At 43.6% G+C, this 15,105-nt stretch carries 11 protein-coding genes; 5 read left to right on the forward strand and 6 right to left on the reverse strand.

Annotated features, from left to right (window positions below; all coding sequences use genetic code 11):
* Positions 1–120: 120 nt before the first annotated feature.
* The 4 genes from ACGHEH_RS19230 to ACGHEH_RS19245 all read left to right on the forward strand — a co-directional run bounded on the left by ACGHEH_RS19230 (position 121) and on the right by ACGHEH_RS19245 (position 5,396).
* Entirely contained in the window at positions 121–1,935 is a 1,815-nt protein-coding gene (locus ACGHEH_RS19230) for an assimilatory sulfite reductase (NADPH) flavoprotein subunit (RefSeq protein WP_390448690.1), read from the forward strand.
* A gap of 54 nt (positions 1,936–1,989) precedes the next feature.
* Positions 1,990–3,708, forward strand: coding sequence for an assimilatory sulfite reductase (NADPH) hemoprotein subunit (cysI, locus tag ACGHEH_RS19235; protein WP_390448693.1), 1,719 nt, complete (start codon positions 1,990–1,992; stop codon positions 3,706–3,708).
* Between the two features lie 45 nt (positions 3,709–3,753).
* Positions 3,754–4,494 carry a phosphoadenylyl-sulfate reductase gene (locus tag ACGHEH_RS19240; RefSeq protein ID WP_058028427.1) on the forward strand — a complete coding sequence of 247 codons (741 nt, stop codon included), beginning with the start codon at positions 3,754–3,756 and terminating at the stop codon, positions 4,492–4,494.
* 371 nt (positions 4,495–4,865) lie between these two features.
* Complete coding sequence (locus tag ACGHEH_RS19245; protein WP_390448696.1) at positions 4,866–5,396, forward strand: DUF4124 domain-containing protein; 531 nt, start codon at positions 4,866–4,868, stop codon at positions 5,394–5,396.
* A gap of 47 nt (positions 5,397–5,443) precedes the next feature.
* On the opposite strand, the gene ACGHEH_RS19250 is transcribed toward ACGHEH_RS19245, so the two are convergent.
* The 3 genes from ACGHEH_RS19250 to ACGHEH_RS19260 all read right to left on the reverse strand — a co-directional run bounded on the left by ACGHEH_RS19250 (position 5,444) and on the right by ACGHEH_RS19260 (position 10,083).
* A complete protein-coding gene (locus ACGHEH_RS19250) occupies positions 5,444–5,638 on the reverse strand; it encodes a hypothetical protein (RefSeq protein ID WP_390448698.1) in 195 nt (64 codons plus the stop codon).
* Positions 5,639–5,857: 219 nt separating this feature from the next.
* Positions 5,858–6,946 (reverse strand): metallophosphoesterase, encoded by a 1,089-nt coding sequence (locus ACGHEH_RS19255; RefSeq protein ID WP_390448701.1) that lies wholly within the window; start codon positions 6,944–6,946, stop codon positions 5,858–5,860.
* A gap of 110 nt (positions 6,947–7,056) precedes the next feature.
* Positions 7,057–10,083, reverse strand: coding sequence for a TonB-dependent receptor plug domain-containing protein (locus ACGHEH_RS19260; protein WP_390448704.1), 3,027 nt, complete (start codon positions 10,081–10,083; stop codon positions 7,057–7,059).
* 330 nt (positions 10,084–10,413) lie between these two features.
* On the opposite strand from ACGHEH_RS19260, the gene ACGHEH_RS19265 reads away from it, so the two are divergent.
* Positions 10,414–12,498 carry a winged helix-turn-helix domain-containing protein gene (locus ACGHEH_RS19265; protein ID WP_390448707.1) on the forward strand — a complete coding sequence of 695 codons (2,085 nt, stop codon included), beginning with the start codon at positions 10,414–10,416 and terminating at the stop codon, positions 12,496–12,498.
* 50 nt (positions 12,499–12,548) lie between these two features.
* On the opposite strand, the gene ACGHEH_RS19270 is transcribed toward ACGHEH_RS19265, so the two are convergent.
* From ACGHEH_RS19270 to ACGHEH_RS19280, 3 genes are all read right to left on the reverse strand, one after another.
* Positions 12,549–12,779: a hypothetical protein gene (locus ACGHEH_RS19270; RefSeq protein ID WP_390448710.1), complete on the reverse strand. Its 231-nt coding sequence runs from the start codon at positions 12,777–12,779 to the stop codon at positions 12,549–12,551.
* Positions 12,780–12,853: 74 nt separating this feature from the next.
* Positions 12,854–14,173, reverse strand: coding sequence for a trypsin-like serine protease (locus ACGHEH_RS19275; RefSeq protein WP_390448713.1), 1,320 nt, complete (start codon positions 14,171–14,173; stop codon positions 12,854–12,856).
* Between the two features lie 250 nt (positions 14,174–14,423).
* Positions 14,424–15,077: an XRE family transcriptional regulator gene (locus ACGHEH_RS19280; RefSeq protein ID WP_390448716.1), complete on the reverse strand. Its 654-nt coding sequence runs from the start codon at positions 15,075–15,077 to the stop codon at positions 14,424–14,426.
* Between the last annotated feature and the right edge of the window lie 28 nt (positions 15,078–15,105).

The following is a 15,105-nucleotide window of genomic DNA, read 5'->3' on the forward strand; positions in this document are numbered from 1 at the left end:
CTAATTCTTTATCCTTGGCAACGCAAATCAGTATGCTTCAGCCTTAGAAAACCTTACTTCGAGTAGAAGTAATTCAGCAAGCAAACTAAGCAGACGGTTTAGGGTTAGGGGATAGATTCCATGTTGTTAAGTCAACTTAGTGCCGCGGCAAGCCCGCTGACACAAGAGCAAGTGCAAAAATTACAAGGTTTAGTGGCCGAGCTAAACCCAATTCAGCAAGCTTGGGTAAGTGGTTACCTAGCTGCAAATGCAAATACAGCTGCATTAAGTGGTGTAGTGGGCGGTCAAGCGCCAGCTGCATGCGAAGCGGCTGCACTCACCATTCTATATGGTTCGCAAACTGGTAATGCCAAAGGCGTTGCTAACCAGCTTAAAGCGGCTGCTGAGGCGAAAGGCCTTGCGGTTAAGCTGGTGAACATGGCTGACTACAAACCTGCTCAACTTAAGAAAGAAAAGTTTATTGCTGTTGCTGTTTCTACTTATGGTGAGGGTGAGCCGCCAGAAGACGCAGAAAACCTACATGCGTTCTTAGCATCGAAAAAAGCACCTAAACTAGATGGCGTTAAAGTAGCGGTTATCGGCTTAGGTGATTCAAGCTACGAATTCTTCTGCCAAACGGCGATTGATTTTGAAGAGCGCTTTAAAGCACTAGGCGCAGAAACGGTTGTTGCGCGCGCTGACTTAGACGTTGATTATGAAGACCAAGCAACAGCTTGGATCGGTGGTGCAGTTGATGCATTCGAACCTGAGCTAAAAGCACAGTCACAAGGTTCAGCACAAGTTATTCCTATGGCTGGCTTCGGTGCAGCACCAGCGCAAAGCCAATACACTAAGCAAAACCCATTTGCGGCTGAGCTAAGTGTGGTACAAAAGATCACAGGTCGCGATTCAACGAAAGACGTACGTCACATTGAAATCTCACTAGAAGGCTCTGACATTACTTACCTTCCGGGTGATTCTTTAGGTGTTTACTTCTTAAATGACGAAGCACTAGTAGATGAAACACTGGCATCATTAAACATTGATGGCGCAACAGAAATCACATTAGGTGAAGAAACGCTACCAATTCGTACAGCACTTATTGAAAAGCTAGAGCTAACTCAGTCTTACCCGGGTTTTGTTGAAAAGTACGCACAAGCAACTAACAACGCTGAGCTATTAAAGCTAGTTGAAGACAAAGCGGCAATGCGTGAATACATCGAAGCACGTCAAATCTTCGATATCATTAAGCAAAACCCAAGCGATATCAGCGCACAAGATTTAGCAAATAGCCTACGTAAGCTACAAGCGCGTTTATATTCAATTGCGTCAAGCCAAGCTGAAGTGGAAGAAGAAGTACACTTAACCGTTGGTTTAGTTGAATTTGATGCCTTTGGTGAAAAACACTTTGGCGGTTGTTCTGGTTACCTTGCACACCGTGCAGAAGAAGGCGTACAAGTTAAAGTATTTAGCGAGCATAACGACAACTTCCGTTTACCAAGTGATGATAACACGCCAGTTATCATGGTAGGCCCAGGTACAGGTATCGCTCCATTCCGTGCATTCTTACAAGAGCGTGATGCACGCGGTGCAGAGGGTGAAAACTGGTTGTTCTTCGGTAACCCGCACTTTACCCAAGATTTCTTATACCAAGTAGAGATCCAAGGTTATGTGAAGTCTGGCCTGCTAAATAAAGTAGACCTAGCATTTAGCCGCGACCAAGCAGAAAAAGTATACGTGCAAGACCGTCTTCGCGAGAAAGGCGAAGAAGTATTTGCATGGTTAGAAAAAGGTGCACATTTCTATATTTGTGGTGATGCAAACCGCATGGCGAAAGACGTTCACCAAGCACTTATCGACATTATTAAAGCCCATGGTGGCAAAGATGACGAGCAAGCTGAAAGCTACCTAAAAGCGCTTCGCAGCAACAACCGTTATCAAAAAGACGTGTACTAGTAGCAAGTACTAGTACACCACACTGACCGTCACAGTAGAATTTTAGGATAAGCCATGAGCACAGATTACAAACCTAACAGCAAGCTAGACCCAAATGCCAAGTTTGCTGATAACGAAAGACTTAAAACACAAAGTAACTTTTTACGCGGCACAATCACAACGGATTTAAAAGACCAGCTTACAGGTGGTTTCACAGCGGATAACTTTCAGCTAATTCGTTTCCATGGTATGTACCAGCAAGACGACCGTGATATTCGTCCAGAGCGTACTAAGCAGAAACTAGAACCAATGCACAATGTGATGCTTCGCGCACGTATGCCAGGCGGTATTATCACGCCTAAGCAGTGGTTAGCGATTGATGAGTTTGCAGGCGATAAAACCATTTACGGCAGTATTCGTTTAACAACGCGTCAAACATTCCAGTTCCACGGTGTGTTAAAGCCGGGTATTAAAGAAATGCACCAAATGCTGAATAGCGTTGGTATTGACTCTATCGCAACTGCCGGTGACGTTAACCGAAACGTTCTATGTACGACTAACCCAGTTGAGTCTGAGCTTCACCAAGAAGCGTATGAGTGGGCTGCGAAAATTTCTGAGCACTTGCTACCACACACAAAAGCGTATGCTGAGATTTGGTTAAACGGTGAAAAGACAGAAACAACGGAAGAGCCAATTTTAGGCTCTACTTACTTACCACGTAAGTTCAAAACGACGGTTACTATTCCACCAAACAATGAAGTAGACGTTCACGCGAATGACCTTAACTTTGTTGCAATTGCAGAAGACGGCAAACTAATTGGCTTTAACGTGCTTGTTGGTGGTGGTCTGGCAATGACGCACGGTGATGTAAACACATACCCGCGTAAAGCGGATGACTTTGGTTTTATCCCGCTTGAGCATACGCTTAAAATTGCTGAGCATGTTGTATCTGTACAGCGTGACTGGGGTAACCGTGTTAACCGTAAAAATGCAAAAACTAAATATACATTAGATACATTTGGTAGTGATGCATTTAAAGCAGAAGTTGAAAACCGCGCTGGTGTTAAATTTGAAGACAGCCGTCCATATGAATTTAAATATCGTGGCGACCGTATTGGCTGGGTAGAAGGTATTGATGGCAAGCACCACCTAACGCTATTCATCCAAAGTGGCCGTATTTTAGATTACCCGGGTAAGCCACTAAAAACAGGTTGCCGTAAGATTGCTGAAATTCACCAAGGTGACTTCCGTATGACGGCGAACCAAAACTTAATTGTTGCAGGCGTACCAGCTGATCAAAAAGATATCATTGAGCAGATTGCCCGTGAGCATGGTTTAATTGACGATTCACACTCTGAACAGCAAAAGAATTCAATGGCATGTGTTGCATTACCGACATGTCCGCTTGCGATGGCTGAAGCAGAGCGTTACTTGCCAGAACTTATCGAAAAGACTGAAGCGATTTTAGCGAAGCACGAAATCCCGAATGACGACATCATTATGCGTGTTGTTGGTTGTCCGAATGGTTGTGGTCGTGCAATGTTGGCAGAAATTGGTTTCGTAGGTAAAGGCCCAGGTAAGTACAACGTTTACCTAGGTGGTAACCGTGAAGGTACGCGTGTACCTAAGCTTTATCTAGAAAACGTAGGTGAAGACGTTTACTTACCAGCATTAGACGAATTAATTGGCCAGTGGGCGACCGATCGTAACGAAGGCGAATGTTTTGGTGATTTCGCTATCCGCAAGGAAATCGTTGCCGAAGTGAAAGTCTCTAAAACAGACTTTCACGCTTAAGAAATCATTGAGTTGGCAGGCAGGCCTGCCAACCTAGGAACAAGCATGAGTAATTTTAAACAATTATTAGAGTTAGAAGGCGAAGCGCAAAAAGCGTTACTTGCCGAAGCGAATGCTTTGTTAGAGCCAATGACACCGCAACAGCGTGTGGCATGGGCGCTTGAAAACTTGCCTGATACGGCATTTTTATCTTCAAGCTTTGGTATTCAAGCGGCAGTTATGTTGCACTTGGTTTCAACCGAAAAGTCAGATATTCCAGTGGTATTAACTGATACTGGCTACCTGTTTCCAGAAACCTACCAGTTTGTAGATTACTTAACAGAGCGTTTAGACTTAAATCTAAAAGTATATCGTTCACCAATGAGTCCAGCTTGGCAAGAAGCTAAGTACGGTAAACTTTGGGAGCAAGGTCAAGAAGGCATTAAACAATACAACACCTTAAACAAGGTGGAGCCTATGACTCGTGCTATCGAAGAAATAGGTGCAAAAACGTGGTTCAGTGGTTTACGTCGTGATCAGGCATCAAGCCGTGCTGACAAACAAGTGCTTGAGATCAGCCGAGGCACTGTAAAAGTGTACCCGATCATTGAGTGGAGTAACCGTGACGTGTATATGTATTTGACCAAGCATGACCTACCGTATCATCCGCTTTGGGACGAAGGGTATGTGTCGATGGGTGATGTGCATACTACCCGTAAGTTAGAGCCAGGTATGACAGAAGAAGAAACACGCTTCTTCGGCCTTAATCGAGAGTGTGGCCTGCACATTGACGGTGATGGCATTTAATATCTCTTATCTAAGAGTTCTTATTTAAAAGTTCTTATTTAAATGGCGAATTTTTAGAAACTAGTCTAAACATACAGCCATTAATAATTTTGCCTTGATGTAAATAAAAAGCGCAGGTCTTAAAGCCTGTGCTTTTTTATTCCACATTTTCTGTTGATACAAATCAGTCGTAATAGTTAAAAAATTTGAGGTGCTAAAGCTGACGCTTGCTGCGTTAAAAACTCCTCATTTAGAACAACTAAATCACAAAGGTTTTGCCTGGCAATCGCCAAATTCTCTCAGCCTCAAAATTGCTCACTAAATTACACTAATTGGTATAATATCTATAACCAAACTAAAATAATAAAGAGTCAGTACGACGGAGTGTTCTCGTGGGTTATAAAGCATATTTGATGATTATGGTGATGCTGATTGGTGTGGCATCATTGTTTGTAATTAAACGTCCTGACGGTCAACCATATCTGTCTATCGATGCGATTTTCAATAAAGTTGAAAACGATACGCAAAGCTTATTAGACGAGTCTAAACGGCATTTAAATAAAGCAGTAGATTACGCCAAACAAGCAACCGCTGATGAGAACCAAGCCACAAAACAGCCAACCATTTATAAATGGCAAGACGAAAACGGTAACTGGATTTACTCAGACCAACCTAACCCGAAAGGCAATAGTCAAACTCACCAGCTTGACCCAAGCAAAGTCACCATCATGGCTGCTGAAGACACGTCAATTTTATATAAAGACAAACAAACCGCTGAGAGCGAATCATTGAAAGCCAGCGCGATGAATCCGCAAGATGTCAAAGAGCTGATTAAGAATACCAAGAATATTCAAAAGCTAATGGACGATAGACAAAAGCAACTAGATGCTGTTACTGAGGGTAAGAAAGAAAAAGGGAATTAGGAGAAACATCAATTGAGCTGAGAAGTCTCAGCTCGTAAGATCGCTAATTAGCAACCTTTTCCTGAAGCACAAAAGAAAGGCTGGTCATTTTCACCGACAAACTTTTTTGGCACACCAGAGATATATGCATCATCATCAGATGAGCCATCTAGCGCAAAGCCTGCAGCGATATTGCGAGTAGCATTTAAACCTAGAGTTTTATTCGAAAGTTCTTTCAAGTTTTGTTTTTTTAGTTTTAACATAATATTTCCTTTAATGTTTTTTGTACCTTCACTAGGTAGACTATTGTGGTTTTTTAGACTTGTCAACTTCTTACTTTAGCTCATAACTAATAAGTTGCTTGCTCAAAGTCACCGCTTTTTATGGATACAGTGACAGTAGCTGAATGCTAATTTTTAGCTTAAGAGAGGTTCAAGTGCTCATTTGTGTAGACGCGAGCACTCCTTGTTTTGTGAGTAAAACTATTTCATTAAAGGCTTTCTTTTACCTTCCAGCGTACCACGCTCATGTTTACCATTTTCAATAAATAACACTTCACCATATTTACCGCGTTTAATACTGCTGTCGATGGCAATCACTTTACCTTTAAAGCGGGTTTCTATTTTTTTCTGAGAAGTGTGGCCAACAACGATGTGGTTTACATCGAAGTGTTTTAATAATAAATCCAGCTCTTCGGCGGTGGCACCGTCGTCTTTAAAGTAACCGCGATACCAAATGGGACCATGGGTTTTATGTAGGTAACGGGCAAAGCCTTCTCGTTTCTTCGACAGCTCTTTTTCAACAAGGTGTGATTTAAAGGTTTTGTTTATGGTGTCTAAAGTAACTTTATCTTCAGCGAGCTGAGGATGAAAACCACCATGGGCGTACAAATGGTCGTTTATTTTTACCAGCACAGGTTTGCTTCGTAACCAACGACCTAAAATAGTGTGTTGATTAAATAGTTGATCGAAAGGTGTCTCAAGCAGCTTTTCTGCTTTGACATATTTAGGATGTAGATAACGTAAATCGCCATTTAAAACCATGACTTCATGGTTACCTAGCAGAAGGTGAATTTTACCGCCAGCTCGCTCGGCTTGCTTTTCAAGGTCGTGGATAAACCAAAGGATTTCAGTCACTTTGTCGCCACGGTCAAAAATATCGCCGGTTATGACAAAATGGCCATCACCAAACGCCCATTGGTTTTGCGCGTTAATGATGTCGTTATTTTTAAGTAGAGTGAGCATCAGATCATACTGTCCGTGTAAATCACTGAGGGCCGCTACGCGTTTAACACCTTGGAACTCAATTAACTGCTCATCAAAAGTTAGCTGCGATGTGTTTGCTGTTAAGCCGCAATCAGCAAACCCATAGGGCATGGAGACCCCTTCAAGGTTGACCTGCTTGCGTTTAACTTGGTCATTGCAAATCCAATTGACTGTTAATGCATTGGCGTGCACGTCAATGTATGGACCGTCAGAAATGACTTCTTTGCTTGTCGATTCTGCAGCGCTGATTTGTGAGGCAAATATCAGTGTGGCACACAGTGTGGTGCGAAAGCGGCTTTTGATCATTATTTTTATCCTGCTCAAATTGGCGAGTGTTCAGTTTTCTTCTTAGAAATAAAGTAGCCTTGATCACATGCTTTTCGGGGCTATCAAGGCTGTTTCTCTAAAGCTAAAAATTAAAACTTAATTTCTGCGCCTAGATAACCAAAGCGCCCCATACCTGTGCCATAGCGGCTGTAGAAGTTACCACGACCGCTCGGCATGAAGTCACCTTTGTCATCCAACAGATTATTAATACCACCAAACACGCGTAGCTCTACGTCAGCTGCCAGGTCTGTATTATATGATAGAGATACATCATGACGCATATAGCTGCCATATTTGTGATATGCCAGTGCTTCAGGGCTTGCGATACAGCCATTGTCTTCTTCAGTTGATGCACAACGCTCAGCATTTCGCTCTAGTGCAGCGGTGTACTCTCTTTCTCGGCTTAGGCTATCTGTGAATGATCCTAAATATTTAACCGCATAACGTACGCGCCACTCATCTAATCGCCAGACTACTGAGGCTGATAACTTGTCTTTTGAACTGCCATACCCTGCATAATCATCGGTCTCGAGGCCATCTAAACCGAGATAAGTGGTTGAGTTTTCGAGAATATGGTTATAGTCCGCTTTAAAAGATAGTCGACCTAAACTTTCAAAGTCATATTTGTATTCGATTGCGACATCGATGCCGCGGCTGCTGACTTCGTCTAAGTTATCTTCGCGTTGCACGATTTCGGTAATGTTACCTTCATCATCACGGCTGATTTCGTTACAGAATGGGTTACTGCTACCAAATGCGGCACTTGAATCGTAACACTCCTGTAAGATGCGCTCATTAGAGATAACCGAGATAGCCCCTTCAATGGCGATGTCATAATAATCGACGGCAATTTGTAAGTCTTCGATGGCACTTGGCGCCATAGTAAAGCCAAATGTAAAGGTGTCAGCCGTTTCTTCTCTGAGGTTGGCATTACCCGCATTTGGTGAGTATTTACTGCCTGAACTTGGGTCAAACTCAAAATCTGGATCTTCAGCGAGTAAAGCTGAGAATACAGGGTCTTGACGACACTTATCATGTCCCGCATTGGTCGAGGTTGCCGTTAAGCCCTCACAAATGTCGGTAAAGCTGTCGTAGTCACCGCGAGCAGGAGACATCAACTCCGTGATAGTTGGAGCACGTTGTGCACGGGCAAAGTTAGTACGAATAGTAAGATCTTCAATAGGTTGCCACAAAATGCCTAACTTATAGCTAGGCACAGTGCCCACAGCATCTATGCTGTATTTTGCTAAACGTAGCGAGGTTTCAAGAGAAAGGCTTTTCGCTAGAGGTGCATCTTTAAGTAGTGGCACATCAAATTCAGCAAAGCTCTCGTAGACATCGATTGAGCCTTCGAACTGCGGCACAACGTTAAAGGTAATGCCGCCTTCACGCATACCAATACTGGTTTGTAAGTCTTGCTTATCTTTACGGTATTCACCACCAAATACTGCTGACACGGCACCGGCTGGTAGCTCGAATAGCTCACCTGTCATGTAACCAACAATGTTGGTTTGGTCAATATAGGTGTTGATTTCTGGGTTTACGCGGATCCAATCAGCCATTTCTGGGGTGATAGAGCCTTCACCAAACAGGTTGATTGGCACACAGCCTGCTGCACGAGCGGCTTCGTCTTTGCATTGAATGGTACCATCAGCGAGCTTTTCTGCATTCAAGGCGTGGCTTAGTTTGCGAACATCGAGTTCGTTATAACGCAATTGCTCTTGGTGGAATTTACCAAGACCGACTGATACATCCCAGTCCCACTCTCCGTCGAATGCAGTACCTTTCAGGCCCGCCCATGAACGTATTGTTGTACGTGTGTTATCGGTGGCAATATTACCCACTTCATTGAAGCGTCGGTCCCAATAAATACGATCTTTGTATGGCTCGCTATCCAAAATAGCCTGTGGAACAAATGGATTATCTAGCGGAATATAACCTGGTTTGATACGACCTAAGCGTTCTCCTGTTTCAGGGTCATAAATAGTCTGGCTGGCACCTTCGTATTCGTCTTCAGGTGACTTGTCGTTAAATGATTCGTCGATACTGAGTTGAATCTGACCATAAAAACTCACGTCATCTGTTAGTTCATAATCAACTTTACCTGCGATAGAAAAGCTGTCGTTTGGCACTTTTAACATCACATATTGGCGCGTATTGATGCCGTAAACCTCTTCGTTGTCTTTCCAGTCGTCTCGTAATGTTTGACCGTCATACCAGAATTGTTTGTCGTTTTTCGAGTTTTCTAAGAATACGCCACCTGGAATGCCGTCACTCTTACTTACCCAATCAGCCTGAGTGATGTCACGCATACACTGGTAACCTGTTGCGGTCTGCATCTGGTTACACATTTCGCTTTCACTGTAGCGGTATGCATCTTCAATTTGAGCGCGTTCGCGATCGAAGAAGCTCATACCAAATTGTCGATCCCAGTTTGCACTGACAAAGGCATAACCACGGCCATCATCAAAAGCACTACCAAAATCAAAATCTAGCGTGAACTCTTTGCCGCCGCCATCAAATGACTCACCAGTACGCGCCTTAAATGTTGCCCCTTCTTTGTCAGTTTGTGTGATGATATTTACAACACCAGCAACTGCATCGGCACCATAGGTTGCTGATGCACCGCCACTGATAACCTCAATGCGTTGCACCATACCACTTGGAATAGTACTTAGGCTGACCACGTTACCGCTGTAACTGTTTGATACGACGCGGCGACCATCGATTAAGGTCAGTGTTCGGTCAGAGCCTAAGCCACGCAGGCTGATAGACGAGATACCCGTCGACGCTACACTCGATTGGCTGGTGGTGTTACTGATAGAGGCATTAATTGAAGGAATATTATCGACGAGAATTTCAGACAGTGAGCCTAAGCCAGTATCTGAAATTGCATCTTTATTCATAGTCACTAGTGGTGTGGCGACACTAAAACTATCTCGTTTAATACGTGAACCGGTGACGACAATTTTCTCAACTTTCTCTTCTTCTTGTTCTATTGTCGTTTGGTTTTGTTTTACTTTTACGGCATCTAAATCATTTTGCTGTGCATTGGTGCTGAATACGGCACCAAATAGGGCGGCTTGCACGGCAACGCAAAGTTGCTTTTTGTTCATGGTTGTTCCCGTTTTGATGAGTTAACTTGTTAAAGTGATGTCTATTTTTGTGTTGTGTTTCTTGTGCCTTGATAATCAAGGACACATGAGACTTGATAAATTGCCAATCTAACTCAACCTCGGGAACATCCGATTTATCTCTTTTTTATATCTTTTTGTTACTTTTCAAAATCTTGTGAATTGTTAAGTAAAATTATTTGTTGCAATTAAATAACTATAGCTACTCCCTGTTTTTTATAAATAAGGTAAGATAAAACTATTCGCCCGCACTGAATAAATATGAATAAAAAGTAGCGGTTGCAAGTAGAGTGGTTAAGTAGAGCGAAGAACATGCAGTATGAAAAGTCGTTTCAGTTGGGTCCGTATCAGGTGTTTATTGATGAACACTTGGTGGTGCTGAATGGCGAAAAGGTAGCGGCTCAACCGAAAGTGATGGAGCTATTACAAGTTCTAGTACAACGATACCCTGAAGTTGTGAGTCGCAATGAGCTGATTGAAGGGGTATGGCAAGGTAATGAAATAATTGGTGAAAAAGCCCTCACCAATACAATTTGGCAGCTTAGACAATTGTTTGCTCATCCAAGTGCGCCCCTTGATGTTGTTGAAACGATCCGTAAAAAGGGCTACAAGCTGACACTAACACCTGAGCCCCTTAGCTTATCCTCAGAAACAATTAAACCAGTGTCACTGATTGAGAAAAAGTCTTACAAATATCAAGTTGCTTTTGGCTTAGTGTGCATAATGATGGTTTTAGTGGCTTGGTCCTTCTTGAAGTCTCCCATTGAAGCGCCTGCAAAGTCAGCCTCTCAAATAGATGAAATCACGAAAATGCCAGGCAGTGAGTTGCGCCCCAGTCCCTCACCAGACGGTAAACAGTTAGCGTTTATTTGGCAGCAGGGGCAAGACAGTCAGCTTTATTTAAAAGATTTAACCCACCCCAACGTACCTATTAAGCAGCTGACCTTTTCAGATAAAAGACCTTGGAAAGCAGTCTGGAGCCCCGATCAGCAATATTTATATTTTGCTCAGAAGAATAGCCAAGCGTGTGAAATTGTTCGGCTTTCTTTAGCTGACTTAGAGCAGTTGGTTTTAACCAGTTGTCCGACAGACTCAGGCTACAACTACATTGCGATCAGCCCGGACGGTAAAACGTTGGCGTTTAATGGTAGGGCGCCGTTGGCTTCGCAAGATGGCATTTACTTACTCGACCTAACCCAAAGAGATGCTTCACCCGAACGCTTGAGCTGTGATGCAGGGTGTAAACTGCGAGATCGAGATGTGGCCTTCTCACCTGATGGGCAGTACTTGGCGATCACGCAGCGAAAGAGTACCTCAGAGGAGCGCCTGAGCCTGTATCATATTGATAAAAAGCAGTTTCAAGTATTGGATTCAAGCCATGCTGATATCGTTGGTATGAGCTTTCACCCCAGTGGGCAGTACTTAGTTTATGGGGCTCAAACAGCAGATAAACGTCGCGGTTACATTATAGATCTCGAAACCAAGTCGCAGACAAAATTATCGCCGCGAGGATTCAGTTATCCGCAGTTTGATGATCAAGGCAATCTGTATTATCAAAAGCGTCGCGAAAACTATTTCATTGCCAGTTTTACTACCCAAAGTGACGTTATTTCAATGCCGTCGCCGCTGATTGAATCTCACTATTCAAACCAGTACCCGTCTTTATCGCGTGCGCATGACAAGCTGGCATTTTTATCAAATGAGTCTGGGCATTATGAGCTATGGCTAGCGAACTTAGATGGCACAGGCCGAGAGCAAATCACTCAGCTACATCGTAACTTACGCTACCCAAGTTGGTCTCTGCAAGGTGATAAACTACTCGTCGTGAGTTCAGATGAGGCCGATGGCCACGATAAGCTCTATGTGTTCGATTATGCTTTGAAGCAATTACGCCGCCTTGATTTATCTTTTGGCAAAATAGGCCGACCGTTTTGGCATGGTAACGGACAAGATATTGTTATTCGTCAATCGACGGATGAAGGATGGCAACTTTTTCGTTTAAATGTTGAAACTATGGCACTTTCAGCTCTGTTAACTAAACCAGCCCGATCCGGACAGTATATTTCTGAACATGAACTGTTGTTTGTTAATGGTAAAGGTTTATGGATAAAGCAAAGTGAGAAGCCGGCGTTGTTAATTGCAAAAGCGCAATTTAATACCCGATATGCGTGGCTAGCGACGCCAGAAAAGGTCTTCTATAAGCACTTGGGCGACGACTATAACTTTATTCATGCTTACGATCTAAATAGTAAAACCACTGAAAAGTTATTGCGATTGCCTAAATCAAGTTTTAGTAAAGCAGCTCCGTTTGTCTTTGATGAGACAACACAAGTACTGCTATTTACTCAGAGTTTAACGCCACAATCAGACATTAACCGGCTAACTATAAAAAATTAAGGCGTGAATGTATGCACTTACGCCTTAATTGACTGCTCAAAGTGCTCTAATTAAACACCCTGACACTGACCTTGCTTACATTGCTGTAGCAGGTGGTTGTAGAGACCTTGGCTTGATGCACAAGCTGAGCCGCCACCTACACGGGCACAAAATGACAGTTGTTGTTGCTTAGCCCATGCACTGCAATTACTTGAGCAAGGCGTTGCAGCAACAACTGCAAGAGACGCTGTGGCGATAAAACTTAAGCTAGCAGCGGCAATGAGTTTGGTGATTCTAGACATGTTCTTTCCTTATTTGTCAGTAGGTTTAACTTGGTTTTATATCAAAAGGGGAGCACACTCCCCTCGGCTTACTATTACTTACAGCTCGGATCATTACCGATTAGCTTCCAAACTTGTGAAGAGCCTGGCTTTTCATCTAGCGTCCACCACTTTGCTTCGTACACTTTACCGTTGTATGTTACACGGTCAGGCTTACGATAAACGGTATTGGCATCCCAAGAGCCTGCACATACAGGAATGTCAGCTGCTTTTGCAGAAATAGCTCCTGCGTGATTAGTGTTGCTGCCAGCTTCTGTAAATTCAAAGGTCACGCTAGCAGTACCAGACTGAGTCGCTGTGAATTCAACATTGACACTACAGTTGCCATTCTGGCTCAGTGTGCGGTTGCTACACGTATCAGAAGTCACAACCAAACCACTTGTTACACCACTGCCGCGCACTGTAACCGCATTAAGTGCAGCTGCCTCACTGCCTGTATTGCTGATGTTAAAGCGGTGCGAAACAACTTCATATAATGTGAAGTCAGCCAAGGTTTGGCTTTGCTTATAAACTAGGTTTGAGCCGCCGCCAGCATATTTAATTTCGTCGATCCAACCACTCAGTGCTGCCACATCGGCATAGACACCGTATTTACTTGGACGCGCACAGCCTATACCCCAACTGACTGTACCTAGTTGTACAATCTCGCCACCGCGGTTGATCACGATAGGGCCGCCACTGTCACCACTACATGAATCTTTTTGACCTTGCGGGTAGCCTGCACAAAATGCGACGCTGCCTACATTGGCATAGTTACCACCTGATTGATTACAGACAGCATCAGAAACAAGTGGCACATCGACTTCTTGAATGAATGAAGGACGGCTTCCGCCTTCTGATAAACGGCCTAACCCGGCAACAGATAATAAGTCACCGCTGCGGGCGTATTGGCTTAGAGAGCCTGAAGCGAGACGCACTGCTTGGCCTTGTGTTGGCGTGCGCTCAAGTTTTAATAATGCGATGTCATAGTTCAATGTGCTGCGGTTATATTGCGGGTGCACGTATTTTTCAGTAACGCCAATGCGGTCGCCATCTGTGCCACCGAGTCTAAAACCTGCCACTTTTACATCAATAAAGCGGGCCGCTTTACTGCTGACACAGTGCGCGGCAGTCAGTACATAACCATCTCCAATGTAACTACCGCCACAAAAAGCGGTTGTGCCATTCGAGTTCAAGATTTGCGTGTAGAACTGCCAGTTCGCCGTGTTCGCAGGACCACCCCCAACAATTTGTGGGGTGATTTCAGCAGTATCCTGTTCAGGAATAAATGGCAAGGTATCGCTTTGTGCTTGGGCTGCAAATGCACTTGAAAGCGCAATGGCTAAACTTGTTGTTAATAGGTTGAGTTTTTTCACAACGGATGTCCTTGTTGTTTTTTTAATCGAGTGGTGATTATGGGTACTGACAAGTCAAATGCAAATAAAATGTTAATGATTATTTTTCAAGTCAAGGCGTGTTTTTCAGTTTAACCAACATTTATAGAGGCTTAATGGGAGGTTGGTAAAAGAATGTAGGAAGTGGTCTAATTTGATTTGGTTTACAATTTGGTAACGTGAAAGGTTTTGCAAGTGACTTACGTCACCTGCGAGTATTGATAAGTAACTGTTATAGACTGCGGCCACACCAGACAATGCGACCGGCCACGCCGTGTTGTTCGGCGTTCTGGCTATCAATTTGCCAGCTTGGGTAGGCATCATTATCTGAAACCACAGCAATATGATCTGATTTTTGCTTTAAGCGCTTTGCCATTAAACCGTCTTGGGTTTGGATCACATACACACCTTCACGACTGATTTGTTGTTGGCTTAAATCAACCAGTACCATGTCGCCATGCTCAAGGGTTGGCAGCATACTGTCACCGCGAATAGATACGAATGCCAAACGGTCACTGTGCACACCAAGCTGTGAGCTTAACCAGCGTTTATTTAACGCAAATTGCTCAGTGACATCTTCGCTGCCGCCCATGCTACCAAAACCCGCACTGGCCTCAACGTCGAGTTGTGGCACCATTAAGAGTTCATCTTGGCTTGATGAAAACGGCTTATCGACAGGTTGCTCGCCAGTTAATAGCCAGTTTAAGTCGATACTAAATAGGCTATAAAGATGTTCAAGATAGGTCATTGAAGGGCGACTTAAACCACGACAAATACGATAAATATGTGAAGGTGACTTGCCTGTTAAAATGGCAAATTGGCGTTTGTTACCGCCAGCAAATTGCTCAACCAGCTCCATAAAACGACGAGAAAAAGCCGTGCTCATAATACATCACCTCAACATCTTTAATTTG

It is taken from the genome of Pseudoalteromonas sp. MTN2-4 (assembly GCF_042848605.1).
Classification (GTDB): Bacteria; Pseudomonadota; Gammaproteobacteria; order Enterobacterales; family Alteromonadaceae; genus Pseudoalteromonas.